Below are 24,998 nucleotides of genomic sequence, written 5' to 3'. Positions count from 1 at the left end.
GAAACGGCGCTCAGTCCTTCCCCCGCTCGCCCGCACCGGAAAGCCGTTCCGCAACCGGCTTCTCCACCGCCGCATCCAGACGGGCCGTGATGACGAGGGTGCCCTCCTCGACCTGATAGTCGAGGGGGAGCCCCAACCCCCGCATCGCCGCGACCATCCCGGTGTTGGACGACTGCGTCACCGCGTACACACTCTCGCACCCCGCCTCGACCGCCAGCCCCACGAGCCTGCGCAGCAACTCTCCGCCGATGCCACGCCGCTGCCACGCGTCCTCGACGAGCAGCGCGACCTCCGTCTCGTCCCCGTCCCACAGCAGGTGACCGAGCCCGACGATGCGCCCCGACGCGGTCTGTACGGCGATCGTCCGCCCGAACCGGGGACTGAGCAGGTGGCTGAGATAACGGTCGGCGTCACCGACCGGCCCGTGGTATCGCATCCCGAGCGTCCGTGCGGAGCACCGCTCGTGCATCTCCTTCGCGGACCGAAGGTCACCGATGTCCACCCGGCGCACGGTGATGTCGTTGCCCTCGGGCAGCGTCAGCACATCCTGGCTGCGCGGAACGCGCGGGCCGAGCCGGGCGTCCAGCTCCACCAGCGCCCGCGCGCGGGCGAACTCGGTCGGCGTGAACGGCAGATACGGCCGCTCCACGGTGATCACTCCACCTTCGGGCGCCCGCAGCCGCATCACGGTGTCCTCGAGCGCCCCCTCCACCGGCACGGCCGCCGGTCCGCGGCCGCCCCCGGCCGGCACGGCGGGCAGCGACCGGATGGTGCACCGGCCCAGCAACTGCCGCAACGCCAACGGCAGTTCCGCCGCGTCCAGGGCGGTACGGGTGGCCAGGCCCAGCACCCGGGTCGGCGCGTCCACCAGGTCGTGTGCGTCCGCCCGCTCGATCCAGGTGCCGGCGCCGCCGGCCACCGAGACCACCCGGGTGAGCTCGGCCGCCGCGAGCCCGCCGGGCGCCCGGAGCAGGAACTCGTCCACCGTCCCCTCGGCCAGCGGATGCGTCTGGAGGCTCAGGATGTCCACCCGCAGCCCGGCGAGCGCCGTGCACAGCGCCGCCAGCGACCCCGGTTCGTCCTGCACCGTCGTCCGCATCCGCCACAGCGCACTCTCCGTGGACACCGTCGCGGACGGTTCCCGCGACTGCTCCGACGGCCCGGCCTGCGACTCGGAGCGCGGCCGGGCACCGGTATCGCCCGTCGGCGGTGCGTGACCGTGGCGGCGTGCCCACCACGAGTGGAACCCCGCCGCGGCGACCAGCACCGTCGCCGGGACCAGCAGCAGTGCCGGTCCGACGGGCCCGTGCCCGACCAGGTTCGTCACGCCGTCCACCACGGCCGCCGCCGTGAGGAGTGCGGCGAGCTGGACGACGTTCCGCCGCCAGTGGTGTACGGGACGTCCGTTCCTCGCACGCGTCACATCAGACATGTCTCGACTCATGCAGCCACTGTGAAGGAAGGGTGTTGCGTGATCACGAACGCATTGTGACCGGGCGGTAAAGAACACTTATGCCGGTTTTGTGACTTATTCAACTATGGCCTGGGGTGCGAGCCGGGCGAAAACGACCTCCCGGACGGGGAGTTCGGCCGGCCGGAACGACCGTGCCGCGCACCGGGGGATGACACCGGTACGCGGCACGACGTCCAGGCTACGGGAGTTACTGACCGACCCGGCCCGGCTGGAGGACCTGCGTGAACAGTACGGAGCCGTCCGACTCGCGCAGGCGCACCGTCAGCTCGCCGCTGTCGCCGTCGATGTCGACCTCGCCGAAGAACTGGTAGCCACCGGCCGGCGAGACGTTCGCGGTCGTCGGCGCCTTGATGAAGACCCGGTCCGGACCGAAGGTGTTGTCCAGCGTGTTCGCCGGGAACGCGCCCGCGTTGAGCGGGCCGGAGACGAACTCCCAGAACGGCTCGAAGTCGGTGAAGGCCGCCCGTGACGGCTGGTAGTGCTGGGCGGAGGTGTAGTGCACGTCGGCGGTCAGCCACACCGTACCGGTGATGCCGCGGTGCTTGATGAACCGCAGCAGCTCCGCGATCTGCAGCTCCCGCCCCAGCGGCGCCCCCGGGTCGCCCTGTGCGACGGCCTCGACGTTCGGCTTGCCGTCGCCGGTGTCCGGCACCACCAGGCCCAGCGGCATGTCCGAGGCGATCACCTTCCACACCGCCCGGGAACGGGCCAGCTCACGCTTGAGCCACCGCAACTGCTCGGCGCCGAGGATGCCCTGCGCGTCGGTGGCCTGGTCGTCCGTCGAGTTGGCGTTGCGGTAGGTGCGCATGTCCAGCACGAACACGTCCAGCAGCGGACCGTGGTTGACCACCCGGTAGACCCGGCCGTCGGGGCGGCGCAGCGTCGAGATCGGGAAGTACTCGGAGAACGCCTGCCGGGCGCGTGCGGCCAGGACGTCGACGTTCTTCTCCGTGTAGCGGGCGTCGGCGAGGATCTCGCCGGGGTACCAGTTGTTGGTGACCTCGTGGTCGTCCCACTGGATGATCGACGGGACCTGGGCGTTGAACCGCTTGAGGTTGTCGTCGAGCAGGTTGTAGCGGAAGTTGCCGCGGAACTCCGCCAGGGTCTCGGCGACCTTGGACTTCTCCTCGGTGGTGATGTTCCGCCAGGTGCTGCCGTCGGGCAGGGCGACCGAGGCCGAGATCGGTCCGTCGGCGTAGATGTTGTCGCCGCTGCAGAGGAAGAAGTCCGGGTCCAGCGCGGCCATCGCGTTGTAGATCCGGTAGCCGCCGAAGTCCGGGTTGATGCCCCAGCCCTGACCGGCGAGGTCGCCCGACCACACGAACCGCACCCCGTCGCGCCGCCGCGCGGAGGCCGTACGGAAGGTGCCGGTGACCGGCTCGCCGGTGCGGCGCGGGTCGTCCGGGTCGGCGAGCAGCACGCGGTAGTGGATCTGCTCGCCGGACGGCAGGCCGCGCAGCCGGGTGGTGCCGGTGAAGTCCGTGTCCGCGCCCAGCAGCGGGCCGTGCCATCTGCGCGGTGTGCGGAACGACTCGGTCGCGGACGTCTCGACGATCATCCTGGCCGGACGGTCGGACCGCACCCACACCAGCCCCGAGTCGCAGGTCACGTCCCCCGTCTGTACGCCCCATCCCGCCTTGGGGCGCCCCGACAGGGCGAACGCCGGTGCCGCGCCGAGCGCCGTGGGCAGGGTGAGCGCCGCCGAGGCGGCGAGCGAGCCGCGCAGAACGCTGCGGCGGCCCGGGAACGAACGGTGTGACATGGAGGCCTCCAGGGGCGGGATCCGGCCAGTGTGCAGTGCCACAACTACTGGTGCGCCGCAGCGCACACGGAAACCACAAGTGAACAACTGACCGCATCCACAAGGGAACCGGTGTGTCGTACGGGAGTCGTGCTCAGCGTCGACGCGTGGCGGTCGCCTCGGCCATGAGCCGTACACCCGCCCGGATCCGTGTCGGCGGCAGATGCGCGTACCCCAGGACCAGCCGCACACCCGGCTGCCCACCCTGCCCGGCACGCGCGTGTGCGTAGTCCGTCAAGGGGCGCACCGCCACGCCGGCCCCGGCCACGCGCGCGAGGAACCGCTCCTGGGGCCCGTAGCGTTCCGGCAGCGCGGCGATGACGTGCAGACCCGCGGCGATGCCGGTCACCTCGGCGCCCGGAAAGTGCTCCTCCAGGGCGGCGACGAGGGTGTCGCGACGTTCCCGGTACGCGCGCTGGCACCGGCGCAGCTGGCGGTCGTAGTCGCCGCGCTCGACGAACCGGGCGAACAGCGCCTGATCGAGGGTGGGGTGCCCCAGATCCATGGTCCGCTTGCGCTCGACGACGTCCTCGGCCAGTGCCTCCGGTACGAGCAGCCAGCCGAGCCGCAGTCCCGGCGCCAGGGACTTGCTGACCGACCCGGCGTAGGCGACACGCTCAGGGTCGAGGCCCTGGAGTGCGCCCACGGGGGCGCGGTCGTACCGGAAGTCGCCGTCGTAGTCATCCTCCAGGACGAATCCGTCGACGGAGCGCGCCCAGTCGAGCAGCTCGGTGCGGCGGCGGGCCGAGTAGGCGATGCCGGTGGGGAACTGGTGGGCCGGCGTCGTGACCACGGACCGTACCCCCGACTCCCGCAGCGAGCCCATGACGAGCCCCTGATCGTCCAGCGGCAGCGGCACCGTGGTGACGCCCGCGGCGGCGTAGAGGGCGTCGTGCTGCGGGCTTCCGGGGTCCTCCACACCGACTTCGCGCAGCCCGCGCGCGTGCAGCACGAATCCGAGCAGCGTCGTCGCCTGTGCCACTCCGGAGACGACCACGATGCGCTCGGGGTCCGCGACCACGCCCCGGCGGCGTGCGAGCAGTGCGGCGAGCACCGTACGCAGCCGGGGGAGCCCGCGCGGGTCGGGATAGCCGAGCTCGTGGTGCGGCAGCTCGGCCAGCACCCCGCGCTGCGCGGCCGCCCACGCGGCGCGCGGGAACAGCGACATGTCCGGCGTCCCGGGGACGAAGTCGGCCCGGGCCCCGGCGGCACGCGGGGCGAGGTCACGCGCGTGTGGCCGGGCGGCCCGTACGGCACCGCCCACCCAGGTCCCGGCACCCCGGCTGCTGCGCAGATAGCCCTCCGCCGTCAGCTGCTCGTACGCCTCGGTGATCAGCCCTCGGGACACGCCCAGGTCGGCGGCGAGATCCCGGCTCGACGGCAGCCGCGTGTCCGGCGCCAGCCGCCCCGACCGCACCGCCTCCCGCAGCGCCGCCTGCAACGAACGGCCACGCGTGCGTGCGGGCGCCGAAGCGGCCGGCAGCAGCAACTCCCAGGCGCCGGAGGCCACCTGCCGCTCCGGACCGCCGACTGGATTGGTCTCCGATGGCGTCATGAAAGTGGACCTTAATCCGGACCGCGCCGGTTCCTAGCGTCGCACCCATGAACGCCACCACCACGCGCGGAGCCCTTCTCGCCGCGCTCGCCTGCGTCCTCGTCGGAGGATCCTTCACCGCCAACAGCCTCCTCGGCGACTACCCGTACGCCGGCGGCCAGTTCCTCCGCTACGGCCTCGCCTGTCTCCTGCTCGCCCCCCTCGCCGGCCGGGACGCCGCCGCCCGGTTGCGTGCGCTCGCCGCGCGTCAGTGGGCCCGCCTGGCCGTCCTTGCGGCCGTCGGCATGGTCGGCTTCAACCTGGCCGTCATCGCCGCCGAGCGCACCGCCGAACCGGCGGTTCCCGGAGTCTTCGTCGGCTGCGCGCCCGTGGTCGTGGCCGTGGTCGTGCCCCTGCTGGACGGGCGACGACGACCCCAACGGACGGTCCTGTACGGGGCGATGCTCGTCGCGGTCGGTGCGTTCACGGTCCAGGGGTGGGGCCGTACGGACGGCGCCGGCCTGGTGTTCTCCGTGTGCGCGCTGGTCGGCGAGGTCGGCTTCGCGGTCCTTGCGGTGCCCGTGCTGCGTCCCCTGGGCCCGCGGCTGCTGTCCGCCACGGTGTGCGGTATCGCCGCGGTCGAGTCCGCGGTGGCCGGGCTGCTTCTGGACGGCCCCGAATGGCTGCGACGGCCCGACAGCACCGAGACCGCCGCTCTCCTGTGGCAGGCGGTGATCGTCACCGTCGTCGGCTTCGTGTGCTGGTACATCGGCATGCAGCGGATCGGCGCCGAGCGCGCCACGCTCTTCTCCGGCCTCATCCCGGTGGCCGCGGCCTGCACCGCCCCGCTCGTCGGAACCGGCTCCTACGGCACCGTCCAGGCCCTGGGCAGCGCCCTGGTCGGCGCCGGAGTCGCCCTGGGCTCCGGCGCGTTGACGCGAACCCCGCGCGGGCGTACCCCGGGCGTGCCCACGCCACGTGCGCGTATCCGGCGCGACTCAGCGGCTGCCGTCGAGGATGACGCGCGCGACCAGGGCCGGGTCGTCGTTCATGGGGCAGTGACCGCAGCCGGGCAGCCTGACGAGCCGCGCCCGGGGGATGATCTGCTTGGCGCGCACGCCCTGGCGGCGCACGAGCAGCCGGTCCCTGGTGCCCCAGGCCACGGTGACCGGGATCCCGGGAACGTCGTCGGTGAACCGGACGGCACGACCGGCGCCGAGGGTCTGGTCGAAGCCCGTGGCCCCCGCCAGGGCCAGCGTCTCGGCGACCACGGCGTCGGGTGACCGGCGACCCGGGCGGGCGTAGATCGTGCTGGTCAGGACCGTACGGCCGGCCGCCGACCGGGACAGCTGCTCCACCAGCGGAAGCGGCAGCCGCCGCGAGATGTGCCGCATCGCGAGCAGCACACCGAAGGCGTAGCGCCGCTCGGCCTCGGACCAGAACCCGGCCGGGGAGAGGGCGGTGACGGACCGCGCGAGCTTCTCCCGGCCGAGTTCCAACGCGATCAGACCGCCCAGCGAGTTGCCCACCACATGCGGCTGCTCAAGCTCCATGGCCTCGCAGAAGGCACCGAACACGGCCGTCGTCGTGGCCAGGTCGTAGCTGAGGCCGTCAGGCAGCCCCGGGGACGCCCCGAAGCCGGGCAGATCCACGGAGATCACCTCGCGCTCCGCCGCGAGGATGTCCACTACCGGGTCCCAGACCTGCCGGTGGTGACCGATCCCGTGCAGCAGGAGCAACGGTTCGCCGCTCCCCACGCGCGCGTAGTCGACGGTCACGCTCTGCGGACCGTGGGGAGAGGCGACCGGGAAGGAGACGGTGGCGGACATGGGGTGCTCCTCGTCTGGGACACGCTGACGGAGTCCGGCGACACACTGACGGACGGCCGTAGACAGCTTGTCAGCAATTGCTACCGACGGGTAGACCCTGGCGGGCCGGAGATCCACGGGGAGGGGTGACCCGCAACGTGCCCTGTGCGACCCGGCGTTGGACGACACGTGCCCGGGGCGCCGAATTCGCCTGGACACGACCGGACGCGTCGGATGGGATGGAACAGTGACCACCGACACCGAGACCGACGTCTTCGAAGAACACCGGCCCGTCCTCCTGGGAGTCGCCTACCGCATGCTCGGCCGTGTGGCCGACGCGGAGGACGTGGTGCAGGAGGCATGGCTGCGCTGGACCAATGCCGACCGGTCCGAGGTGCGCGAACCGCGCGGCTACCTGGTGCGCATCACCACCCGGCTCGCCATCGACCGGCTGCGCCAGGTCAAGGCGCGGGGCGAGACCTACGTCGGCCCCTGGCTGCCGGAGCCGTACATCACCGACTTCGGGGACGCCGTGCCGGACACCGCCGAGCGGGCCGTACTCGCCGACTCGGTCTCCCTGGCCGTCCTCGTCGTCCTGGAGTCGCTGTCGCCGCTGGAGCGGGCGGTGTTCGTCCTCAGAGAGGCCTTCGGCTACCCGTACGCCGAGATCGCCGCCATGCTCGACCGTGGGGAGGCGGCGGTACGCCAGCTCGCCGGGCGGGCCCGCAAGCACGTCGACGAGCGGCGGCCGCGGTACGAGGTCGACCCCGTCCAGCGGCGCGATCTCACCGAACGGTTCCTGGCCGCGGCGGCAGGGGGCGACCTGGAGGGGCTCATGTCCCTGCTGGCCCCGGACGTCCGCCTCGTCGGCGACAGCGGCGGCAAGGCCAAGGCGCCGGTCCGGGTCCTGGAGACCGCCGACAAGGTGGGCCGCTTCCTCGTCGGCGTCGCACCGAAGGGCGCCGCCGACATGTCCTTCCGCTTCCTGGAGGTCAACGGTGGCCCCGCGGTGCTGGTGTGCTCCGGAGACAAGCCCGACAGCGTCTTGCAGCTGGACGTCGTGGACGGCTGGATCCAGGCGGTCTACATCATTCGCAACCCTGACAAACTGACCTCTCTGGCCACCGCGTAGGCTCCGCCGCCGCGTCGCGGACGCGGCGGCCCGAGTCCGTCCCGTGAACGTTCCCGGCGATTGGTATTGACCAAGGGTGAGGGCCGCCCTATGGTCGCTGACAAGTGCAACAACCTTTAATAAACAAGGGCGCTAAAACGCCGCTGGGCCACGGCGATTGCGGAGGACAGGGTGGGGACCACGCAGCTGGAATCGGTGCCGGAACCGAAGTACTGGCACCTGAGGACCGTGCTCAGTGAGGCACTGGACTCCGAATTCACCGTGGGCGAGATTCTGCCCAACGAACGCGACCTGGCCGCCCGCTTCGGCGTCGCCAGGGCCACGCTCCGCCAAGCCCTGGAGCAGCTCGAACTGGAGGGCAGGCTGCAGCGCCGCCGCGGTGTCGGTACGACCGTCGCCCCGCCGCGCGTGGGCGTCTCCGTCGGCAGCGAGCAGCACGCCTGGCCGGGAGCGGCCGACGACGTCTGGCAGCCCACGGACTGCACGCCCGCGGTGCCGCCCGCGTCCGTCGCCGACGCCCTGGACAGCGGCCGGGACGAGTCCGTGCACATCGTGCGCCGTTCCCGTGTGACACACGGCCAGCCCGTCGCCGCCGAACTGCTCTACATCCCGGAGTCGTCGGTGCCCGACCTCTCCGCCATCGACACCCCGTCCGGAGCGGCACGCGCGCGTGCCGTGCTGCGCGAGCTTCAGCGTCTGGAGCTGGAGGGCCAGGAGAGCGCCGTCGAGCTGGGCTCGGCCCGCGCGGACGACGCCAAGGAGCTGGACCGCCTCCCCGGGGCACCCGTCCTCGTGGTGACCACCCGCTACCTCGCCGAGGGCCGCACCGCAGCCCTCTCCGTCGCCACGTACCGCGCGGACACCTGCCGGCTGACCTTCGGTGACTCCGGCCGCGTGGAGATCCACCAGGACCCGGAACGCCAGGCGTCCTGACCGCCGTAACCGCACCTGCCTCGCGCCCCGGAGTCACTCCGGGGCGCGTCGCGTTTCACCGGCACGAAAGGCGTGGCACGAAAGGCGTGGCACGGACCGCCCGGCACGGACCGCGTGGCGTCGGCCGCAGATCGGCGGCCGCCCGACGGCCGCCGCGGTGACCGTCAGCGCCGCCCCGTCACCGTCCCCTCGACCGCGAAGAGCTGCTCCTCCACATGGTCGAGAGCGAGCCGCAGCGCGCCCGTCGCCACGGCCGCCTCGCCGAGGAGGGACAGGGCGACCTTCGGCGGACGCAGACAGTAGCGGGCCAGTTCGCGCCGCAGCGGCTCCAGTACGCCGTCCAGGCCGGCGGCCCAGCCGCCGACGACGACCAGCTCGGGGTCGAGGGCGAGGACCAGCGCGGCCACGTCGTGGACGAGGCGCTGGATGAAGCGGTCGACGGCCGCGAGGGCCTGCTGGTCGCCCTTGCGGGCCTGGGCGAAGACCTCGGCGACCGCGTGCTCGTCGAGAGGGCGCAGCGGCTGGTCCGTAGTGGACAGCAGGGTCTCGGGCGTCGCCTCGCGGCCCAGCAGGTGCAGCGCGCCGATCTCGCCGGCCGCGCCGCCGAACCCCCGGTGCAACTGCCCGCCGATCAGCGAACCGGCGCCCGGACTCAGCCCGGCCAGCACGAACACGACGTCGTCGGACTCGGTGGCGGAACCCTTCCAGTGCTCGGCGACGGCCGCCGCGTTGGCGTCGTTCTCCACCAGGACCGGGCACTTGAAGGACCGGCTCAGCCGCTCGCCCAGCCGTAGCCCCGTCCACTCGGGCAGCGCGGCGCCCAGCCGCACGGTCCCGTCCGCCTCGACGATCCCCGGCGTCGCGACACCGACGGCCCGCAGCGAGCCGCGTGCCACACCGGCCCGGCGCAGCAGTTCGGCGACCGCCGTACGCACCCGCTCCAGCCGCTCGTCCGCCGGAGCCGTCTCGTCGACCTCCTTGTCGATGGCGCCGAGCACCCGGCCGTCCAGGTCGGCGAGGAGCGCCGCGACCCGGTGCGCGCCGATGTCCACGCCCAGCAGATGGCCCGCCTCGGCTCGGAACCGGAATCGCCGCGCGGGTCGGCCCTGGCGCCGGACGACACTCTCGTCGGCCGCCTTCTCGACGACGTACCCCGCCTCGATGAGCCCTTCGACGACGCCCTCGACGGTCGGCCGGGACAGTCCGGTGACCCGGGTGATCTCCGTGAGTGTGGCGGCGTCCGTGGCACGCAGCGCGTGCAGCACCACCGCGGAGTTGATCCTTCGCAGCAGCGAGGGATCCCCGCCGGTCAGCTGCCCCAACGTCCGTCCTCCCAGCTCGTGCGCATGTTGGGCGGATGGTACTCGTCGTGGCGGACCCGGGCGAGGGGTGGGGACCCGGCGACCTACCGGCCGGTCGGGCCGGCCTCGCCCCCGGCAGCCGTCATCCCGGCGCCACGAACCCCGACTCGTACGCCGTGATCACCGCCTGAGTGCGGTCCCGCGCCCCCAGCTTCGCCAGGACGGCACTCACATGGGACTTCACCGTCTCCGTCCCGACCACCAGCCGGGCGGCGATCTCCGCGTTCGACAGGCCGCGCGCCATCAGCCGCAGCACCTCGGCCTCCCGGTCGGTCAGCCGGGCCCGCTCCAGTACCGCGCGCGCCGCCCGGTTCCCGCCGTCGTCGCCGTACTGCGCGGCGAGCTGCCGCACCGACGCGGGGAACAGCAGCGACTCGCCCTCAGCGACGAGCCGGACGGCGTGCACGATCTCCGCAGGCCGGGCCCGCTTCAGCAGGAACCCGTCGGCACCGGCCCGGAGCGCCTCGTACACGTACTCATCGTTCTCGAAGGTCGTGACGACGAGGATCTTCGGCGGCGCGTCGACCGTTCGCAGCACCGCGCGCGTGGCCTCGATTCCGTCGAGCAGCGGCATCCGCACGTCCATGGCGACCACGTCGGGCCGCAGCTGACGCACCAGCGGAATCACCGCCGCCCCGTCGGCGGCCTCCCCGACCACCTCGATGTCGGGCTGCGCCTCCAACACGGCCCGCAGACCGGCGCGTACGAGGGGTTCGTCGTCGACGAGGAGAACGGTGACCGGCATCCCGTCAGCCTAGATCAACTCAACGGCAGCTCAACATGTACCTGCCAGTCGCCTTCGGCGGGACCGGTCCGCGCGTGTCCGCCCAGCAGGGCCGCGCGCTCGCGGATGCCGCGCAGGCCGCTGCCTCTGCCGGGCCCGGGTATGCCGTCGGTCAGCGGATTGCGGATCTCCAGGGTGAGGGTGCCGTCCGCGACGGCGACGCGGACGCGGGCCGGGACGGAGCCCGCGTGCCGCAGCACATTGGTCAGCGACTCCTGGAGGATGCGATAGCCCTCCCGGGAGACCGGCCCGGGCACGGTGTCCAACGGCCCGGTCATTTCGACGTCGACCTTCGTGCCGGAGGCCCGCGCGGACTCCAGCAGGCGGCCGGCGTCCGTGAGCGTCGGTCGGCTGCTGACCGGCCGCTCGGACTCGCGCAGGACACCCAGGACGCGCTCCAGGTCCTCCAGGGCGGCCCGCCCGGTCTCCTCGATGGCACTCAGGGCGCGGTCGGTGAAGGCGGGATCACCGGCCGCGCGGGCGGCGCCCGCCTGGATGACGGCCACGGTCAGGGCGTGGCCGATGGAGTCATGGAGCTCGCGGGCGATACGGGTGCGCTCCAGGAGCTGCTCGGTGCGCTCCTCCAGGGCGGCGAGGCGCTCGGCCGGGGAGGGGCCCAGGAGGCGGAGGGCGAGTGCGGTGACGAGATGGCCCGCGGCGAGGACGCTCACCCCCAGAGCGGCCAGCGGCAACGGCACGAGCAGGACGTGCCACCAGTGGTGCCCGTCGAGGAGGAGCGGCCCGCCCTCCTCGAAGTCACGGCCGAACGGGGCCGCCACCAGGTCCACCGTGGCGAAGATCAGTTGGGCGCTGCACGTCATGGTCGCGTAGCCCAGCAGCAGCCGCGCCTCCAGCCATACGACGAGCCGTCCACGGTCGCCCCAGGAGGCGGACGGCGCGACGACGACGCCGGTGCTCCCGCTGTCGTGCCGGTGACCCGTCAGCAGCAGCCTGGCCTGCAACCCCTCCACGGTGCGCATCGCCGGGACCAGCCCGGCCGGGGCGAGGACCGCGGCCGCGATCAACCAGATCCACCACTCTTCCCGCACGAACAGCAGCAGGCTCGGCGCCACGATGGCGATGAACAGATGCAGCCACCGTGTGTACGTCACCGCCCGGCCGAACGGGCGCAGCAAGCGGACCATTTCGCCATCGTGCCAGCCGCCACTGACAACGAGCCTCCCCCGCACGGGGGAGACGATCTCCACCGGCGGGGGACGGCCCGACCCACTTCTGACGGCCAGGCTGAATGCCATGACCAGCATCGAAGTCCAAGCCCTCACCAAGGAGTACGGCACCCGGCGAGCCGTGGACGACCTCACCTTCACCGTCCTCCCCGGCCGCGTCACCGGCTTCCTCGGGCCCAACGGCGCCGGGAAGTCCACCACCATGCGGCTCGTGCTCGGCCTCGACCGGCCGACGTCCGGAACGGCGACCATCGGCGGTCGCGCGTACGCCACCCTCCGCGAACCCCTGCGTCACGTGGGCGCGTTGCTCGACGCCCAGGCCGCGCACGGCTCCCGCACCGCCCGCGACCACCTGCGCGTCCTCGCCGTCAGCAACCGCATCGCCGTCCGCCGGGTCGACGAGGTGCTGGAGGAGACCGGGCTCGCGTCGGTCGCCCGCCGCAGGGTGAAGACGTACTCCCTGGGGATGCGCCAGCGGCTCGGCATCGCTGCGGCCCTCCTCGGCGACCCCGAGGTCGTCCTGCTCGACGAGCCGTCCAACGGCCTCGACCCCGAGGGCATCATCTGGATCCGTGAGTTGCTGCGCCGCCTCGCGGGAGAGGGGCGCGCGGTCCTGGTCTCCAGCCACCTCATGAACGAGACGGCGTCCTTCGCCGACCACCTGGTGGTCCTCGGCCGGGGCCGCCTGCTGGCCGACACCCCGATGCGCGACTTCATCCACGCACGCGTGGAGCCCCGCGTCCGCGTCCGCACCACGGACGCCACCGCGTTCGGGGCCGCCCTCGCCCGCCATGGTCACGACGCCGTCGAGCACGAGGACGGGCACTGGACCGTGCGCCACGCACGCGTGGACGACATCGGCCGCCTCGCCTCGCAGGCAGGCGTTCCCATCCTCGAACTCACCGCGGAGGAAGCCACGTTGGAGCAGGCATACCTCGACCTGACCGCGACCGAGGCCGAGTTCACCGCACAGCCCCAGGAGGCCTGAACCATGGCATTCGCACCCGTGCTCCACGCGGAGTGGCTCAAGATCCGTACGCTCCGCTCGCTGCCGGGAGCGCTGCTCGCGCTGTTCGCCGTGACCACCGCGTTCTCCGCGCTGGCGGGCACCGACGGCAGCTCCGACCCCGAGTTCGACCCGCTCTTCACCGCGCTGTCCGGCGTTCTGCCCGGCCAGATCGCGGCCATCTCGTTCGGCGCGACGGCCGTGTCGTCGGAGTACCACGGGGGTGCGCTCCGGCTGACGTTCGCCGCGGTGCCGCGGCGCGGACGGTGGTTCGCCGCGAAGATGACGGCCATCGCCGTACCGGCGCTGCTCGTCGGCCTCGTCACCGCCTGCACGGCCAACCTCGTGGCACGCGCGGGACTCGGCTCGGCGGCCGGCGAGGTCACGACGGGCGAGCAGGTGCGCGGGGTCCTGGGCTGCGGGATCTACCTCATGCTCATGGCCCTGTTCGCGGCGGGACTCACCGCGGTGCTCCGCAGCGGAGTGGCCACGCTGTCCCTCCTGATCCCGTTCATCCTCGTGGTGTCCTTCGTCATCGGCGACGCCGCGGGCACCGTGGCCGACTTCCTGCCCGACAAGGCCGGTCAGATCGCGCTGCACCAGACGTACGACGGCACCCTCGGACCCTGGTCCGGCCTGGCCGTCACCGCGCTCTGGACGGCGGCTGCGCTGCTGGGCGGGGCGTGGAGCGTGCGGCGGCGGGATGCCTGACGGCACGCCAATTGTCAGTGGGGCCGGGTTTACTGGAACGCATGAACATCGCACGGCACATCGCTCTCCTCGACGAGTTGTGCTTCCGCCCGTTCGCGGCGGAATACACCTCGTCGGACGGAGAGATGAGCGGCCCCGGCTACCACATCGTGGTGTTAGAGAGCAGCCACGGCGACTGTGGGACGCGTGCGGCGACGGTGGAGCAGTACGAGAAGTACCGCGACGCCCTGGACGAGCAGTTCGCGTTCCGCTGGAGGGAGACGGGTCCCTACAACCTCCAGACAGTATCGCTGCGCACCGCACAGGAGGAGATACCCGAGCCCTGGGCCTCGCTCAGCGCCCGCGCCCGCGTGGCCTGCGTCTGGGAAGCGGAAGGGACGGGCCGGTGGGTCGCGGTCGTTGTCGCCGACCGCGACGAGGCCGACGACGTGAAGCTGCTCGGTGTCGTCACGGAGATCGACCCGCCGTGACCCGTCAGGCCTCGGCCGCCGTCCGCAACCGCCCGAACTCCTCCGCCATCGTCGCCGCCGTCCAATGCGCGTTGAGCCCGCTCGGATTCGGCAACACCCACACGCGCGTGTCCCCGATCGTCCGCTCCTGCGGCCCCACCCGGGCCTTGCGGTCGTCGAACGCCGCCCGATAGGCGGTGACCCCGACGACGGCCAGCCAACGCGGCCGCAGCCGGGCCACCTTCGTCGTCAGCAGCCGCCCGCCCTCGCGGTACTCCTCGGCACTCAGCTCGTCGGCACGTGCGGTCGCCCGCGCCACGACGTTCGTGATGCCCAGGCCGTACGACAGCAACTCGTCCTGCTCCGAAGGCTCCAAGAGCCTCGGGGTGAAGCCGGACAGGTGCAGGACCGGCCAGAAGCGGTTGCCGGGGCGGGCGAAGTGATGGCCGGTCGCGGCCGTCATCAGACCGGGATTGATGCCGCAGAACAGCACATGGAGACCGTCCGCGACGACGTCCGGCACCAGACGGTCGCGGGCGGCCTCCAACTGCTCGGCGGTGAAGCGCGCCATGCCGTGCGGCGCGCTAGAGGATGGCCCCCGGCGTGTAACCGGCGGCCTCCGGGCGCTGCTTCACGATCTCCTCGACCCGGCCCACGACGACGCCGACCTGGTCGGCCGCGGCGCCCGTGAAGGACAGCTTGTCGGCCATCAGAGCATCCAGCTGGGCCCGGTCGAGCGGGATGCGCCCGTCGGCGGCCAGCTTGTCGAGCAGCTCGTTGCGCTCGGCGCCCTGCTCGCGCATCGCCAGCGCGGAGGCGACGGCGTTCTCCTTGATCGCTTCGTGCGCGACCTCACGGCCCACGCCCGCGCGCACCGCGCCCATCAGCACCTTGGTGGTGGCGAGGAAGGGGAGGTAGCGGTCCAGCTCACGCGCCACGACCGCCGGGAACGCGCCGAACTCGTCCAGCACCGTCAGGAACGTCTCCAGCAGGCCGTCCAGCGCGAAGAACGCGTCCGGCAGCGCGACCCGGCGCACCACCGAGCAGGACACGTCGCCCTCGTTCCACTGGTCGCCCGCCAGCTCGCCGGTCATCGAGGCGTAGCCCCGCAGGATGACCATCAGGCCGTTGACGCGCTCGCAGGAGCGGGTGTTCATCTTGTGCGGCATCGCGGAGGAGCCGACCTGGCCCGGCTTGAACCCCTCGGTCACCAGCTCGTGCCCGGCCATCAGCCGGATCGTCTTGGCCAGCGAGGACGGCGCGGCGGCCAGCTGCACCAGCGCGGTGACGACCTCGTAGTCCAGCGAGCGCGGGTAGACCTGGCCGACCGAGGTGAACGCCTGCGAGAAGCCGAGGTGCCCGGCGATCCGGTCCTCCAGGTCCGCCAGCTTCGACGCGTCCCCGCCGAGCAGGTCGAGCATGTCCTGTGCCGTGCCGACCGGGCCCTTGATGCCGCGCAGCGGGTAGCGGCCCAGCAGCTCCTCGACCCGGCCGTAGGCGACGAGCAGTTCGTCGGCGCCGGTCGCGAAACGCTTGCCCAGGGTCGTGGCCTGCGCGGCGACGTTGTGGGAGCGGCCGGCCATGACCAGCTCGCCGTACTCGCCGGCCAGCTTGCCCAGACGGGCCAGCACGGCCACCGTACGGTCGCGGATCAGCTCCAGCGAGAGCCGGATCTGGAGCTGCTCGACGTTCTCCGTGAGGTCGCGGGAGGTCATGCCCTTGTGCACGTGCTCGTGCCCGGCGAGGTCGTTGAACTCCTCGATCCGCGCCTTCACATCGTGCCGCGTGACCTTCTCGCGCTCCGCGATGGAGGCCAGGTCGACGGTGTCCAGGACGCGCTCGTAGTCGGCGAGCGCCTCCTCCGGCACCTCGATGCCGAGGTCCTTCTGGGCCCGCAGCACGGCGAGCCAGAGCTGCCGCTCCAACTTCACCTTCTGCTCGGGGGACCAGAGCGTGGCGAGCTCGGTGGAGGCGTAGCGTCCGGCGAGGACGTTCGGGATGCGGGGCTTGGCGGGCGCAGAAGTCACGTGTATGGAGTTTACCCGGCGTCCAGCCGGCCCCCGGTCGCCCATGCGGTCCGGAGCAGCCCAGGTCAGGGGGCGCTCAGGATCGGCTTCTCGTCAGGATTCGGGCCCGTGACGCCGGTGTCGGCGGGCGATCGGGTGAATTCCCCGGCCGTCGACGCGTCCTGGCTTCCTCCGACCTCCATATTTCGTTCATAGTCTGGACGTCGTGGCGAGTGTGAACGTGAGGCATCACGGCTCCTGCGACGACCTCGCGAATCCTGGCAATCGGCACGATCGAGTCAATGACCGACGCCGGTTTCCCCATTCCGCCCGAGAGAAAGACAACGAGAATGCGACAAGCCCTGACCAGGGGATTGATCGTGGCCGCCGCCACGACAAGCGCCCTTTCTCTGTACGGCACGTGTGCGACCGCGGCCCCGCATATGCAGGGGACCGTGGTGAACTCCGCCGCTGCCCTGCCGGGCCGTACGGATCCATGGGGCTCGGACGGGCTGGACGAGCTGGATGAGAAGCTCCAGAAGATGCACGACAACTTCGGCGAGATGCAGAACAGATTCGACAAGTTGAACGACAAGTTCAGCGGGTGGAATGTGTCGGAGCCCGATTCTGGAAACAGCACCTCTGGATGGGGCGACACCGGCTACGGCTCTGAGAAGCCGAGCGGCTATGGCTATGGCACCGAGCAGCCGAAGGACGACGGCTACGGTTCCGAGAAGCCGAAGGATCAGGGCTACGGCCACGAGAAGTCGAATGACCATGGCTACGGTCAGGAAAAGCCGAAGGATCACGGCTACGGCTATGGCGACGAGAAGCCGAAGGACCATGGCTACGGCTACGGCGAGGAAAAGCCGAAGGACCATGGCTACGGCTACGGTGACGAGAAGCCGAAGGATCACGGCTACGGCTACGGCGAGGAAAAGCCGAAGGACCACGGCTACGGCTACGGCGACGACAAGCCGAGCTACGGCTACGGCGAGGAGCCGGACGGCTATGGGTACGGGTACGGCGAGGAGGAGCACGAACCCTCATCTCCGCCCAGCAAGCCCGAGCCCACGCCCCCTCCGTCCAAGACGCCGCCGGCGAAGCCGGAGCACCCCCACATGCCCGAGACCGGCACTGAGAGCGTCATCGGAGGCATCGCCGCCAGTGGGGCGCTGCTGATCGCCGGAACCGTCATGTACCGGCGCAGCCGGGCCGCGTCCCGTCGGTGAACGCACAGGGTGCCGGGCCACGGTCCGGCACCCTGCTGTCTCCGCCCTCGCCGTGGGTCTAGGCCCCCGGCCCCTCGTACGGAAGCAGCTCCGGCCGCTTCGCCGGTAGCCCGTCGCCGGACGACCGGCCCGTCAGCCGCCGCCCGATCCACGGCAGCAGGTACTGCCGGGCGAACCGGGCGTCCGCGACCCGCCGTGCGGCCCACCCCGGCGGCAGGGTGGCCGGCATCGGGGTGCGCCACTCGGTGTCCTCGGGGTCGTAGCCGAGCGTCTGCCACACCGCCTCCGCGACCCGGCGATGACCCTCGGCCGTCAGGTGCAGCCGGTCCACGTCCCACAGGCGGGGGTCGCTGAGCGACGGCGCGCCGTAAAGGTCGACGACGATCGCGCCGTGTCGAGCGGCCAGCTCCTCGACGCAGACGAACAACTCCTCCATGCGGGGCCGGAAGCGCTCCAGGACCGGCCCCTGCCGTCCCGGGCTGCGCATCAGCACCAGCTGCCGGCACGCCGGGGCGAGCTTTTCCACGGCCTCCTCAAGGAGTCCGCGCACCCGCCCCATGTCGCACTTGGGCCGCAGGGTGTCGTTGAGCCCGCCGACCAGCGTGATCACATCGGCGCCCATGGCTGCCGCCACGTCGACCTGCTCGTCGACGATCTGCCTGATCAGCTTCCCGCGCACCGCGAGGTTGGCGTACCGGAAGCCGGGAGCGTGGGCGGCCATCCGCCCGGCGAGGAGGTCGGCCCAGCCCCGGTAGGAACCGTCCGGGAGCAGGTCCGACATGCCCTCGGTGAAGGAGTCGCCGACCGCGACCAGGCTGCTGTATGTGGGGTTCGTCTGCATGGCGACAGAAATGGTAGCCCGAGCACCATACCCATCGGTCGGTCGCCCCGGTCGCCCCGGTCGCCATCGGGATCCGGCTGCCGGGCCGGGCCTCCGGCTGCCCCGCCGTCAGGCCCGCTGTCCGAACAGCTCCCGCAGCACGTCCTCCATTGTCACCAGCCCCGCCAGTCGCCCGTCGCCGCCCAGTACGGCCGCCAGGTGCGTGCGGCTGCCACGCATGGCCGTGAGGACGTCGTCCAGCGGCGTGCTCTCCCGGACGCTTGCGATGGGCCGCATGTCGCGCACCTCGAACGGCACGTCCCGCGGGGAGGCGTCCAGGGCGTCCTTCACATGCAGGTAGCCGACGATGCGGCGGCCCGAGTCGACGACCGGGAAGCGGGAGAAGCCCGACTCGGCCGACAGGCCCTCCAGCTCCTCCGGCGTGACGCCCACGCGCGCGTAGACGACGCGTTCCAGCGGGAGCACCACGTCACGGACGGGCCGGCGGCCCAGTTCCAGGGCGTCGTGCAGCCGCTCCCGCGCGCGTTCGTCGATGAGGCCGGCCTCGCCGGAGTCACGCACGAGGCGTGCCAGCTCGGCGTCCGAGAAGGTCGCCGTGACCTCGTCCTTGGTCTCGACGCGCAGCAGCTTCAGCAGCGCGTTGGCGAAGGCGTTGATCGTGAAGATCACCGGCCGTAGCGCCCGGGACAGCGTGACCAGCGGCGGACCGAGCATCAGGGCGCTGCGCACCGGCTCGGCCAGCGCGATGTTCTTCGGCACCATCTCGCCGAGCAGCATGTGCAGATAGGTGGCCAGCGTCAGCGCGATCACGAAGGAGACCACGTGTCCGGCGCTCTCCGGCACGCCCACCGCGTGGAACACCGGCTCCAGCAGATGCTCGATGGCGGGTTCCGCGACCACGCCGAGCACCAGCGTGCACAGCGTGATGCCGAGCTGCGCGGCCGCCATCAGCGCGGACACGTGCTGGAGACCCCACAGCACGCTCTTGGCGCGCCGGTCGCCCTGGTCGGCGTACGGCTCGATCTGCGAGCGCCGTACGGAGATCAGCGCGAACTCGGCGCCGACGAAGAAGGCGTTGACGACCAGCGTCAGGAAGCCGATGAACAGCTGTACGGCGGTCATCGCCCGGTCTCCTTCTCGTTCTTCTCGTTCTTGTCGTGCTTCTCGGTCTCCGTCGCGTCGTCGAGTGGCGCGTGCAGCAGGACCCGGGCGGCCCTGCGGCCCGTGGCGTCCACCACGTCGAGCCGCCAGCCGGCGACCTCGACGCGGTCACCGACGGCGGGGATACGGCCGAGCTCCGCCGCGACGAGACCGGCCAGGGTCTCGTAGGGCCCCTCGGGTGCCCGCAGATCCACGCGCGCGAGCTGGTCCACGCGCGCGGAGCCGTCGGCCGAGTACAGCGTCCGGCCCTCGTCGTCACTGCCCGCCTGGGCGAGGTCGGGCGTCTCGTGCGGGTCGTGCTCGTCCCGTACCTCGCCGACGACCTCCTCGACGATGTCCTCCAGCGTCGCCACCCCGGCCGTGCCGCCGTACTCGTCGATGATCACGGCCATGGTGCGCTTGCCGGAGAGCCGGTCGAGGAGCCGGTCGACGGTGAGCGTCTCGGGGACGAGGAGCGGCTCGCGCATCAGTTCGGCGACCGAGACGCGGGGCCGGAGGCCGGCGGGCACCGCCAGGATGTCCTTGATGTGCGCGGTGCCCACGACCGAGTCGAGGCTCCCGCGGTAGACGGGGAACCGGGACAGCCCGGTCGCCCGGGTCGCGTTCGCCACGTCCTCGCAGGTCGCCTGGGCCTCCAGGGCGATGACCTGGACCCGCGGGGTCATGACGTTCTCCGCGGTCAGATCGGCCAGGTTCAGGGTCCGTACGAAGAGCTCGGCGGTGTCCGCCTCCAGGGCGCCCTCCCGGGCGGAGTGCCGGGCGAGGGCGGCCAGCTCCTGGGGGCCGCGCGCGGCGGCCAGCTCCTCGGTGGGTTCCACCCCGAAGCGGCGCACGACGCGGTTCGCCGTGTTGTTGAGGTGGGTGATGAAGGGGCGGAAGACCGCGCTGAACCAGCGCTGCGCGTTCCCGACCGTCTTCGCCACGGCCAGGGGTGAGGAGATCGCCCAGTTCTTGGGCACCAGCTCGCCGACGACCATCAGGACGATGGTCGACAGGGCCGTACCGATCACGAGCGCGATCGAACCGGACGCCGAGCTGGAGATGCCGAGCGACTCCAGCGGGCCGGCGATCATCTTGGCGATCGACGGCTCGGCGAGCATGCCGACGACCAGGTTGGTGACGGTGATGCCGAGCTGCGCGCCGGAGAGCTGGAACGTCAGATTCCGTACGGCCTTCAGGGCGCCCGAGGCGCCCCGCTCACCGCGCTCGACGGCCCGCTCCAGCTCGCTGCGCTCGACCGTGGTCAGTGAGAACTCGGCCGCGACGAAGGCACCGCAGGCGAGCGAGAGCAGGATCGCCACCAGCAGGAGGATCACTTCGGTCATCGGGTCACCTCCGTCCCATCGTCGGACAGGGTGGGGTGGATCGCGCGATGTCGGGTACTGGGAGGCTCGCCCATGGGCGGACGCTCACACCTTTCAGGGGAGGACCGAAGTGGTCCACCAATAGTAAAGGGTGGGCAAAGGACCTCGTCCCGACGATCGGGGTCGGTCGTCCCGACGTTGTAGCCGGTCGTCCCGACGGTCGGGCCCGGCTCAGTCGGTCAGGTGCTTCACCCACCGCCGCCACTGTTCCTCGGGCGTGTACCCGGCCGCACGCCAGGCATGGTGCGCGGTCTCGTTGCGCTGGAGCACCATCGCGTCACCGCGGCGCCCGCCGAGCCGTACGAACCTCTCCTCCGCGGCGGTCAGCAGCGCCGAGCCGATGCCCCGGCGGCGGTGCTCCGGATGCACCGCCAGCCGGTACAGATGGCAGCGCCAGCCGTCGAAGCCCGCGATCACCGTGCCGACCAGTTCGCCGCCCAGCTCCGCCAGGATCAGCGCCTCGGGATCGCGGGCGACCAGCCGCTCCACGCCGTCCCGGTCGTCGCTGATGCTCGTGCCCTCGGCGGCCGTCTTCCAGAAGGCCAGCACGGTGTCGAGGTCGGCGGCCGTCGCGGCCCGTATCCGCGGATCAGTCATGCCGCGATCCCATCACGGGCGAGCGAACGGGACGCGGCATTCCAGTATCCGGACGGCTACTCGCCGCGCAGCCGCGCCATCACCGGGGCGAACGCCTCCATGTACGGCTCCAGGACGGTCAGATACGAGAAGCCGTACCGCTCGCGCAGCGCCAGCACTTGGGCGGTGATGTCCTCCCGGGGGCCGATCAGGCTGATGGGCAGCTCCAGGATCTGGTCCACGGTGAGCTGCGGAAGGTGTTCCAGGAAGGGCTGGACGGCGGCCTCGCGATCGTCGGTCTCGATCACCATCTGGAGGAGCAGGTTCAATTCCGCCTGCTCCTTGCGGCCCTCCGCCAGTCCCACGTATCTGGCGACACGTTCGTCGAGTTCCTCGGCGGTGAGCGGCTCCAGTTGTCCCGTCCTGCTCCCAGGAGTCGAGCGCGCGCCCGTGAAGGCCGCGATGTCGGCATGCTCGGCGGTCAGGCGCAGCATCCGGTCGCCGTTTCCACCGATGAGCAGCGGCACACGCGGTTTCTGCACCGGCTGCGGCTGGTGTTCCTCGAAGGCGAGCAGCCGCTCCAACTCGTCTACCGTGCGCCGCAGATGATCCACGCGCTCACCCGGTGATCCCCACGGCAGCCCCGCCGTGTCGTGCTCGGCCTTCACATAGCCGGTGCCGAGGCCGAGTTCGAGCCGTCCGCCCGTGAGGGCGTCGGTGGTCGCGACCTCGCGGGCGAGCAACGCCGGGTTCCAGAAGCCCGCGTTGAGTACGAAGGTGCCCAGCCGCGGCCGCTCCGTCGCCTCGGCCGCCGCGACGAGGGCCGGGAACGGCGCGGGCATGCCCAGATGGTCGGGGACCAGGATCACGTCGTAGCCGAGTTCCTCGGCCCGGCGGCACTTGGCCCGCCACTCGTCGGCCGGGGCGGAGGTCATCAGGTTGACGCCGAAACGGAACGGACGCGGGCTCTGCGCTTGCGACACGAACTCTCCTCATCTGCAAGGGACTTGAGCACTTGCCGCGATTCCATCACTTTCCTCACTCGTGCGCGATGGCCGCCAGCACATTCATGCGCGAGGCACGCAGCGCGGGCAGCAGCGCCGCCACCACGCCCACCACCGCCGAGCCGATCACCACCGCCACGATGGTGCCCCAGGGGATCGCGAGCGCCGTCATGCCCTGCAACGCCAGCACCTGCTGGGTGCACACGCCCCACACCAGCCCCAGCGCGAGCCCCAGGACCGCGCCGAACACGGCGATCACCACCGACTCCAGCCGGATCATCCGGCGCAGCTGCCGCCGGGCGAGCCCGATGGCCCGCAGCAGCCCGATCTCCCGGGTGCGCTCGACGACCGACAGGGCGAGGGTGTTCACCACACCGAGCACCGCGATGATGATCGCGAGGCCGAGCAGGGCGTACACGAGGTAGAGCAGCACGGCGATCTGGTTGTGCACCAGCTCCTTGTAGTCGGCGATGTCCCGGACCTGCACCTGGGGATACGGGTCGAGCGTCTTCTCCAGACCGGCCCGCAAGGCGTCGGCGCTGGTGCCGGAGGCGGCGTTGACGTACACGGCCGCGTCCTGCCCGCCCGGCGCGTACTTCTCCAGCGTGCCGAGCCCGAAGTAGATCCCGCCCTGGCTGCCGAACCCGTCGGCGGACTCCTGGTCGGTGAGGGCGCCCACCGTCAGCTCGGCCCGCCGGTCGCCCTGGAACTCGACGGGGACGGTGCTGCCGAGGCGTACGCCGTGGTCCTCGGCGAAGTCCTTGTCCATGGCGAGGCGCCCGTCCGCGAGCGCCTCGCCGGAGTCGCCCTGCGCGTATGTGATGTTGGCGACCTCGTCGAGCTCGGGTTCATAGGCCGCGGCGGTTGTCTTCACGCGGTCGCCGTCCGGGAGGCGCACCGCGATCGTCGTGAACTGCGAGCGTACGACCAGCCCCACGCCCTCGGTGTCGCGGATCCGGTCGGTGATCTCCCGCGGGAAGGGCACGAAGTTGCCGTTCTGTACGACGAAGTCGGCGCCCAACGTCTTGTCGATCTGTTGGTCGAACGACTTGGTCATCGAGGCGCTGGCCACCGACATCCCGCCGACCAGCGCGAGCCCCACCATCAGGGCGGCGGCCGTGGCCCCGGTCCGGCGCGGATTGCGCAGGGCGTTGCGCTGGCTCATCCGGCCGACCGAGCCGAACAGCGCGGGGAAGGCCCCGCCGAGGACCCGGATCACGGGCCGTACGAGCAGCGGTCCCGCGATCACGGTCGCGACGAGGGTCAGGATGACGCCGAGGCCCAGCAGGGACGCCGCCGTGGACGTCTTCGACGACACGGCACAGCCCACGAGCGCCGCCGCACCGGCCGCCCCGACCACGGAGCCGACGACCGCGCGCAGCCGCAGCGGCCGTCCGATGTCGGCGATCTCGGCGTCCGACAGGGCCGCCATCGGCGAGACCCCCGCCGCACGCCGGGCCGGGAGGTACGCCGCGACGAAGGTGACGCCGAGGCCGACGACGTACGCGGTCACCGGCGTCCCCCAGCCGATGACCATCTCGGTCGCCCTGATGTTCATGCCCATCAGACCCATCAGCTCGATGAGCCCGACGGCCAGCCCGATGCCGGCCGCGAGTCCCAGCGTCGAGCCGACCAGGCCGAGCAGCAGCGCCTCGGTGAGGACCGAGCGCCGCACCTGGCGCCGGTCGGCGCCGAGCGCCCGCAACAGGCCCAGTTCGCGGGTGCGCTGGGCGATCAGCATCGAGAAGGTGTTGACGATCAGGAAGACGCCGACGAGTACGGCGATCCCGGCGAAGCCGAGCATCACGTATTTGATGATGTCGAGGAACCCGCCCAGTTGCTCGACGTCCGACTCGGCCTGCTCGTCGGCGGTGCGCAGCTCGTAGGGGTCGTTGGGGGTGACGGTGTCAGGGTCCGGGTCGGCGCCGAGGGCGTCGGCCACGCGCCGCTTGAGTTCCGCGTCGCTGACGCCGTCGGCCGCGTCGAGCGAGACGGAGGTGGCCGCCTTCGGGTCGCCCAGCAGCTTCGTCCGCGCCGCCTCGGTGTCGAAGAAGACCAGCGCGGCACCGGGGTTGGTGGTCGTGAAGGTGACGATGCCGACGACCTCGACCGGGAAGGACCCTTCCTGCCCGATGACCGTGAGCCGGTCGCCGATCCGTACGTCCTTGCTGTCGGCGGTGTCCGCGTCGATCAGCACCTGCGCGTCGCCCTCGGGGGCGTGACCGGAGGTGAGCTCCACGGGGCTGCGCTCGGTCGGGTTCCAGGCGGTGCCGATCGTCGGGGCGCCCGTGGTCGGGCCCACCGACTCGCGGTCCTCGTCGGCGACGGTGAGGCCCTCGACGTCCACTTCCGCGCGTGCCGCGGCGACCCCGTCGACCTGGGCAAGACGGTCGGCGAGCGAGGCCGGCAAGGTCAGGGTCTGGCCCGAGGGGATCGTCTCGTCGAGGGTCTCCTTCGGGGTGACGGTGACGTCGGCGGCGGTGGAGGCGAAGAGCCGGTCGAAGGTACGGCTGACGGTGTCCGAGAAGATCAGGCTGCCCGCGACGAACGCCACGGAGAGGATCACCGCCAGGGCGGACAGCAGCAGCCGCCCCTTGTGCGCGAGGAAGCTCCTGAGCGTCGCCTTGAGCACCG

Annotated in this window: 21 protein-coding genes and 1 pseudogene; 7 read left to right on the top strand and 15 right to left on the bottom strand. The window is 71.8% G+C overall.

Annotation, left to right across the window (positions count from 1 at the left end):
* Positions 1-10: 10 nt before the first annotated feature.
* The 3 genes from ADK36_RS29630 to ADK36_RS29620 all read right to left on the bottom strand — a co-directional run bounded on the left by ADK36_RS29630 (position 11) and on the right by ADK36_RS29620 (position 4,830).
* On the bottom strand, positions 11-1,432 hold the full coding sequence (locus tag ADK36_RS29630) for a GNAT family N-acetyltransferase (protein WP_048584993.1): 1,422 nt from the start codon (positions 1,430-1,432) through the stop codon (positions 11-13).
* A gap of 229 nt (positions 1,433-1,661) precedes the next feature.
* The gene (locus ADK36_RS29625) at positions 1,662-3,236 is read right to left on the bottom strand and encodes an alkaline phosphatase D family protein (RefSeq protein WP_048584992.1); all 1,575 of its coding nucleotides are present in this window, start codon (positions 3,234-3,236) and stop codon (positions 1,662-1,664) included.
* 133 nt (positions 3,237-3,369) lie between these two features.
* On the bottom strand, positions 3,370-4,830 hold the full coding sequence (locus tag ADK36_RS29620; RefSeq protein ID WP_053199628.1) for a PLP-dependent aminotransferase family protein: 1,461 nt from the start codon (positions 4,828-4,830) through the stop codon (positions 3,370-3,372).
* Between the two features lie 47 nt (positions 4,831-4,877).
* Between ADK36_RS29620 and ADK36_RS29615 the strand changes: the two are divergent.
* Positions 4,878-5,669, top strand: a pseudogene (locus ADK36_RS29615) (EamA family transporter); the annotation flags it as partial.
* Positions 5,670-5,807: 138 nt separating this feature from the next.
* Here the strand turns inward: ADK36_RS29615 and ADK36_RS46890 are convergent.
* Positions 5,808-6,638, bottom strand: a complete 831-nt coding sequence (locus ADK36_RS46890; protein ID WP_078942745.1) for an alpha/beta fold hydrolase — start codon at positions 6,636-6,638, stop codon at positions 5,808-5,810.
* A 226-nt stretch (positions 6,639-6,864) separates the two neighbouring features.
* Between ADK36_RS46890 and ADK36_RS29610 the strand changes: the two genes are divergently transcribed.
* Entirely contained in the window at positions 6,865-7,749 is an 885-nt protein-coding gene (locus ADK36_RS29610; protein WP_048584989.1) for an RNA polymerase sigma-70 factor, read from the top strand.
* Positions 7,750-7,920: 171 nt separating this feature from the next.
* The gene (locus ADK36_RS29605) at positions 7,921-8,682 is read left to right on the top strand and encodes a GntR family transcriptional regulator (protein ID WP_048584988.1); all 762 of its coding nucleotides are present in this window, start codon (positions 7,921-7,923) and stop codon (positions 8,680-8,682) included.
* Between the two features lie 164 nt (positions 8,683-8,846).
* Here the strand turns inward: ADK36_RS29605 and ADK36_RS29600 are convergent, their stop codons facing one another.
* From ADK36_RS29600 to ADK36_RS29590, 3 genes are all read right to left on the bottom strand, one after another.
* Positions 8,847-10,004 carry an ROK family protein gene (locus tag ADK36_RS29600; RefSeq protein WP_053199625.1) on the bottom strand — a complete coding sequence of 386 codons (1,158 nt, stop codon included), beginning with the start codon at positions 10,002-10,004 and terminating at the stop codon, positions 8,847-8,849.
* 121 nt (positions 10,005-10,125) lie between these two features.
* Positions 10,126-10,788 carry a response regulator transcription factor gene (locus ADK36_RS29595; protein WP_048584986.1) on the bottom strand — a complete coding sequence of 221 codons (663 nt, stop codon included), beginning with the start codon at positions 10,786-10,788 and terminating at the stop codon, positions 10,126-10,128.
* Positions 10,789-10,802: 14 nt separating this feature from the next.
* Positions 10,803-11,972, bottom strand: a complete 1,170-nt coding sequence (locus ADK36_RS29590; protein ID WP_053199623.1) for a sensor histidine kinase — start codon at positions 11,970-11,972, stop codon at positions 10,803-10,805.
* Between the two features lie 109 nt (positions 11,973-12,081).
* On the opposite strand from ADK36_RS29590, the gene ADK36_RS29585 reads away from it, so the two are divergent.
* The 3 genes from ADK36_RS29585 to ADK36_RS29575 are packed head-to-tail and all read left to right on the top strand — an operon-like array spanning position 12,082 to position 14,201.
* On the top strand, positions 12,082-13,002 hold the full coding sequence (locus ADK36_RS29585; protein WP_048584984.1) for an ABC transporter ATP-binding protein: 921 nt from the start codon (positions 12,082-12,084) through the stop codon (positions 13,000-13,002).
* A 3-nt stretch (positions 13,003-13,005) separates the two neighbouring features.
* Entirely contained in the window at positions 13,006-13,731 is a 726-nt protein-coding gene (locus tag ADK36_RS29580) for an ABC transporter permease (protein WP_048584983.1), read from the top strand.
* A 41-nt stretch (positions 13,732-13,772) separates the two neighbouring features.
* Positions 13,773-14,201: a hypothetical protein gene (locus ADK36_RS29575; protein WP_053199620.1), complete on the top strand. Its 429-nt coding sequence runs from the start codon at positions 13,773-13,775 to the stop codon at positions 14,199-14,201.
* Between the two features lie 4 nt (positions 14,202-14,205).
* Here ADK36_RS29575 and mug read toward each other — a convergent pair whose 3' ends face one another.
* Together mug and purB are read right to left on the bottom strand one after the other, a co-directional pair.
* Positions 14,206-14,751 carry a G/U mismatch-specific DNA glycosylase gene (mug, locus tag ADK36_RS29570; RefSeq protein WP_048584981.1) on the bottom strand — a complete coding sequence of 182 codons (546 nt, stop codon included), beginning with the start codon at positions 14,749-14,751 and terminating at the stop codon, positions 14,206-14,208.
* A gap of 13 nt (positions 14,752-14,764) precedes the next feature.
* Complete coding sequence (gene purB, locus ADK36_RS29565; protein ID WP_048584980.1) at positions 14,765-16,207, bottom strand: adenylosuccinate lyase; 1,443 nt, start codon at positions 16,205-16,207, stop codon at positions 14,765-14,767.
* 281 nt (positions 16,208-16,488) lie between these two features.
* On the opposite strand from purB, the gene ADK36_RS51155 reads away from it, so the two are divergent.
* Positions 16,489-17,418 (top strand): hypothetical protein, encoded by a 930-nt coding sequence (locus ADK36_RS51155; RefSeq protein ID WP_159391215.1) that lies wholly within the window; start codon positions 16,489-16,491, stop codon positions 17,416-17,418.
* 58 nt (positions 17,419-17,476) lie between these two features.
* Here ADK36_RS51155 and ADK36_RS29555 read toward each other — a convergent pair whose 3' ends face one another.
* The 6 genes from ADK36_RS29555 to ADK36_RS29530 all read right to left on the bottom strand — a co-directional run bounded on the left by ADK36_RS29555 (position 17,477) and on the right by ADK36_RS29530 (position 24,996).
* A complete protein-coding gene (locus ADK36_RS29555) occupies positions 17,477-18,259 on the bottom strand; it encodes an SGNH/GDSL hydrolase family protein (RefSeq protein WP_053199617.1) in 783 nt (260 codons plus the stop codon).
* Positions 18,260-18,367: 108 nt separating this feature from the next.
* A complete protein-coding gene (locus ADK36_RS29550) occupies positions 18,368-19,381 on the bottom strand; it encodes a hemolysin family protein (RefSeq protein WP_048584977.1) in 1,014 nt (337 codons plus the stop codon).
* Positions 19,378-20,745 (bottom strand): hemolysin family protein, encoded by a 1,368-nt coding sequence (locus tag ADK36_RS29545; protein ID WP_048584976.1) that lies wholly within the window; start codon positions 20,743-20,745, stop codon positions 19,378-19,380. The genes ADK36_RS29550 and ADK36_RS29545 overlap by 4 nt, the downstream gene beginning before the upstream one ends.
* Before the next feature lie 210 nt (positions 20,746-20,955).
* Positions 20,956-21,381: a GNAT family N-acetyltransferase gene (locus ADK36_RS29540; protein ID WP_048584975.1), complete on the bottom strand. Its 426-nt coding sequence runs from the start codon at positions 21,379-21,381 to the stop codon at positions 20,956-20,958.
* 56 nt (positions 21,382-21,437) lie between these two features.
* Complete coding sequence (locus ADK36_RS29535; RefSeq protein ID WP_078916543.1) at positions 21,438-22,343, bottom strand: LLM class F420-dependent oxidoreductase; 906 nt, start codon at positions 22,341-22,343, stop codon at positions 21,438-21,440.
* A 55-nt stretch (positions 22,344-22,398) separates the two neighbouring features.
* Entirely contained in the window at positions 22,399-24,996 is a 2,598-nt protein-coding gene (locus tag ADK36_RS29530) for an ABC transporter permease (RefSeq protein ID WP_053199615.1), read from the bottom strand.
* Positions 24,997-24,998: the final 2 nt, after the last annotated feature.

It is taken from the genome of Streptomyces viridochromogenes (genome assembly GCF_001270495.1).
In the GTDB taxonomy this organism is placed as follows: Bacteria; Actinomycetota; Actinomycetes; order Streptomycetales; family Streptomycetaceae; genus Streptomyces; species Streptomyces viridochromogenes_A.
The sequence above is the reverse complement of the archived record's forward strand: the minus strand, read 5'-3'. Positions and strand labels throughout refer to the sequence as shown.

Bases quoted from the DNA above. Each gene is read 5' to 3' on its own strand.
- ADK36_RS29555 (WP_053199617.1), bottom strand. From the start codon at position 18,259: ATGCAGACGAACCCCACATACAGCAGCCTGGTCGCGGTCGGCGACTCC.
- ADK36_RS29580 (WP_048584983.1), top strand. From the start codon at position 13,006: ATGGCATTCGCACCCGTGCTCCACGCGGAGTGGCTCAAGATCCGTACG.
- ADK36_RS46890 (WP_078942745.1), bottom strand. From the start codon at position 6,638: ATGTCCGCCACCGTCTCCTTCCCGGTCGCCTCTCCCCACGGTCCGCAG.
- ADK36_RS29575 (WP_053199620.1), top strand. From the start codon at position 13,773: ATGAACATCGCACGGCACATCGCTCTCCTCGACGAGTTGTGCTTCCGC.
- ADK36_RS29540 (WP_048584975.1), bottom strand. From the start codon at position 21,381: ATGACTGATCCGCGGATACGGGCCGCGACGGCCGCCGACCTCGACACC.
- ADK36_RS29585 (WP_048584984.1), top strand. From the start codon at position 12,082: ATGACCAGCATCGAAGTCCAAGCCCTCACCAAGGAGTACGGCACCCGG.
- ADK36_RS29590 (WP_053199623.1), bottom strand. From the start codon at position 11,972: ATGGTCCGCTTGCTGCGCCCGTTCGGCCGGGCGGTGACGTACACACGG.
- ADK36_RS29620 (WP_053199628.1), bottom strand. From the start codon at position 4,830: ATGACGCCATCGGAGACCAATCCAGTCGGCGGTCCGGAGCGGCAGGTG.
- ADK36_RS29550 (WP_048584977.1), bottom strand. From the start codon at position 19,381: ATGACCGCCGTACAGCTGTTCATCGGCTTCCTGACGCTGGTCGTCAAC.
- mug (WP_048584981.1), bottom strand. From the start codon at position 14,751: ATGGCGCGCTTCACCGCCGAGCAGTTGGAGGCCGCCCGCGACCGTCTG.
- ADK36_RS51155 (WP_159391215.1), top strand. From the start codon at position 16,489: ATGACCGACGCCGGTTTCCCCATTCCGCCCGAGAGAAAGACAACGAGA.
- ADK36_RS29630 (WP_048584993.1), bottom strand. From the start codon at position 1,432: ATGTCTGATGTGACGCGTGCGAGGAACGGACGTCCCGTACACCACTGG.
- ADK36_RS29625 (WP_048584992.1), bottom strand. From the start codon at position 3,236: ATGTCACACCGTTCGTTCCCGGGCCGCCGCAGCGTTCTGCGCGGCTCG.
- ADK36_RS29595 (WP_048584986.1), bottom strand. From the start codon at position 10,788: ATGCCGGTCACCGTTCTCCTCGTCGACGACGAACCCCTCGTACGCGCC.
- ADK36_RS29545 (WP_048584976.1), bottom strand. From the start codon at position 20,745: ATGACCGAAGTGATCCTCCTGCTGGTGGCGATCCTGCTCTCGCTCGCC.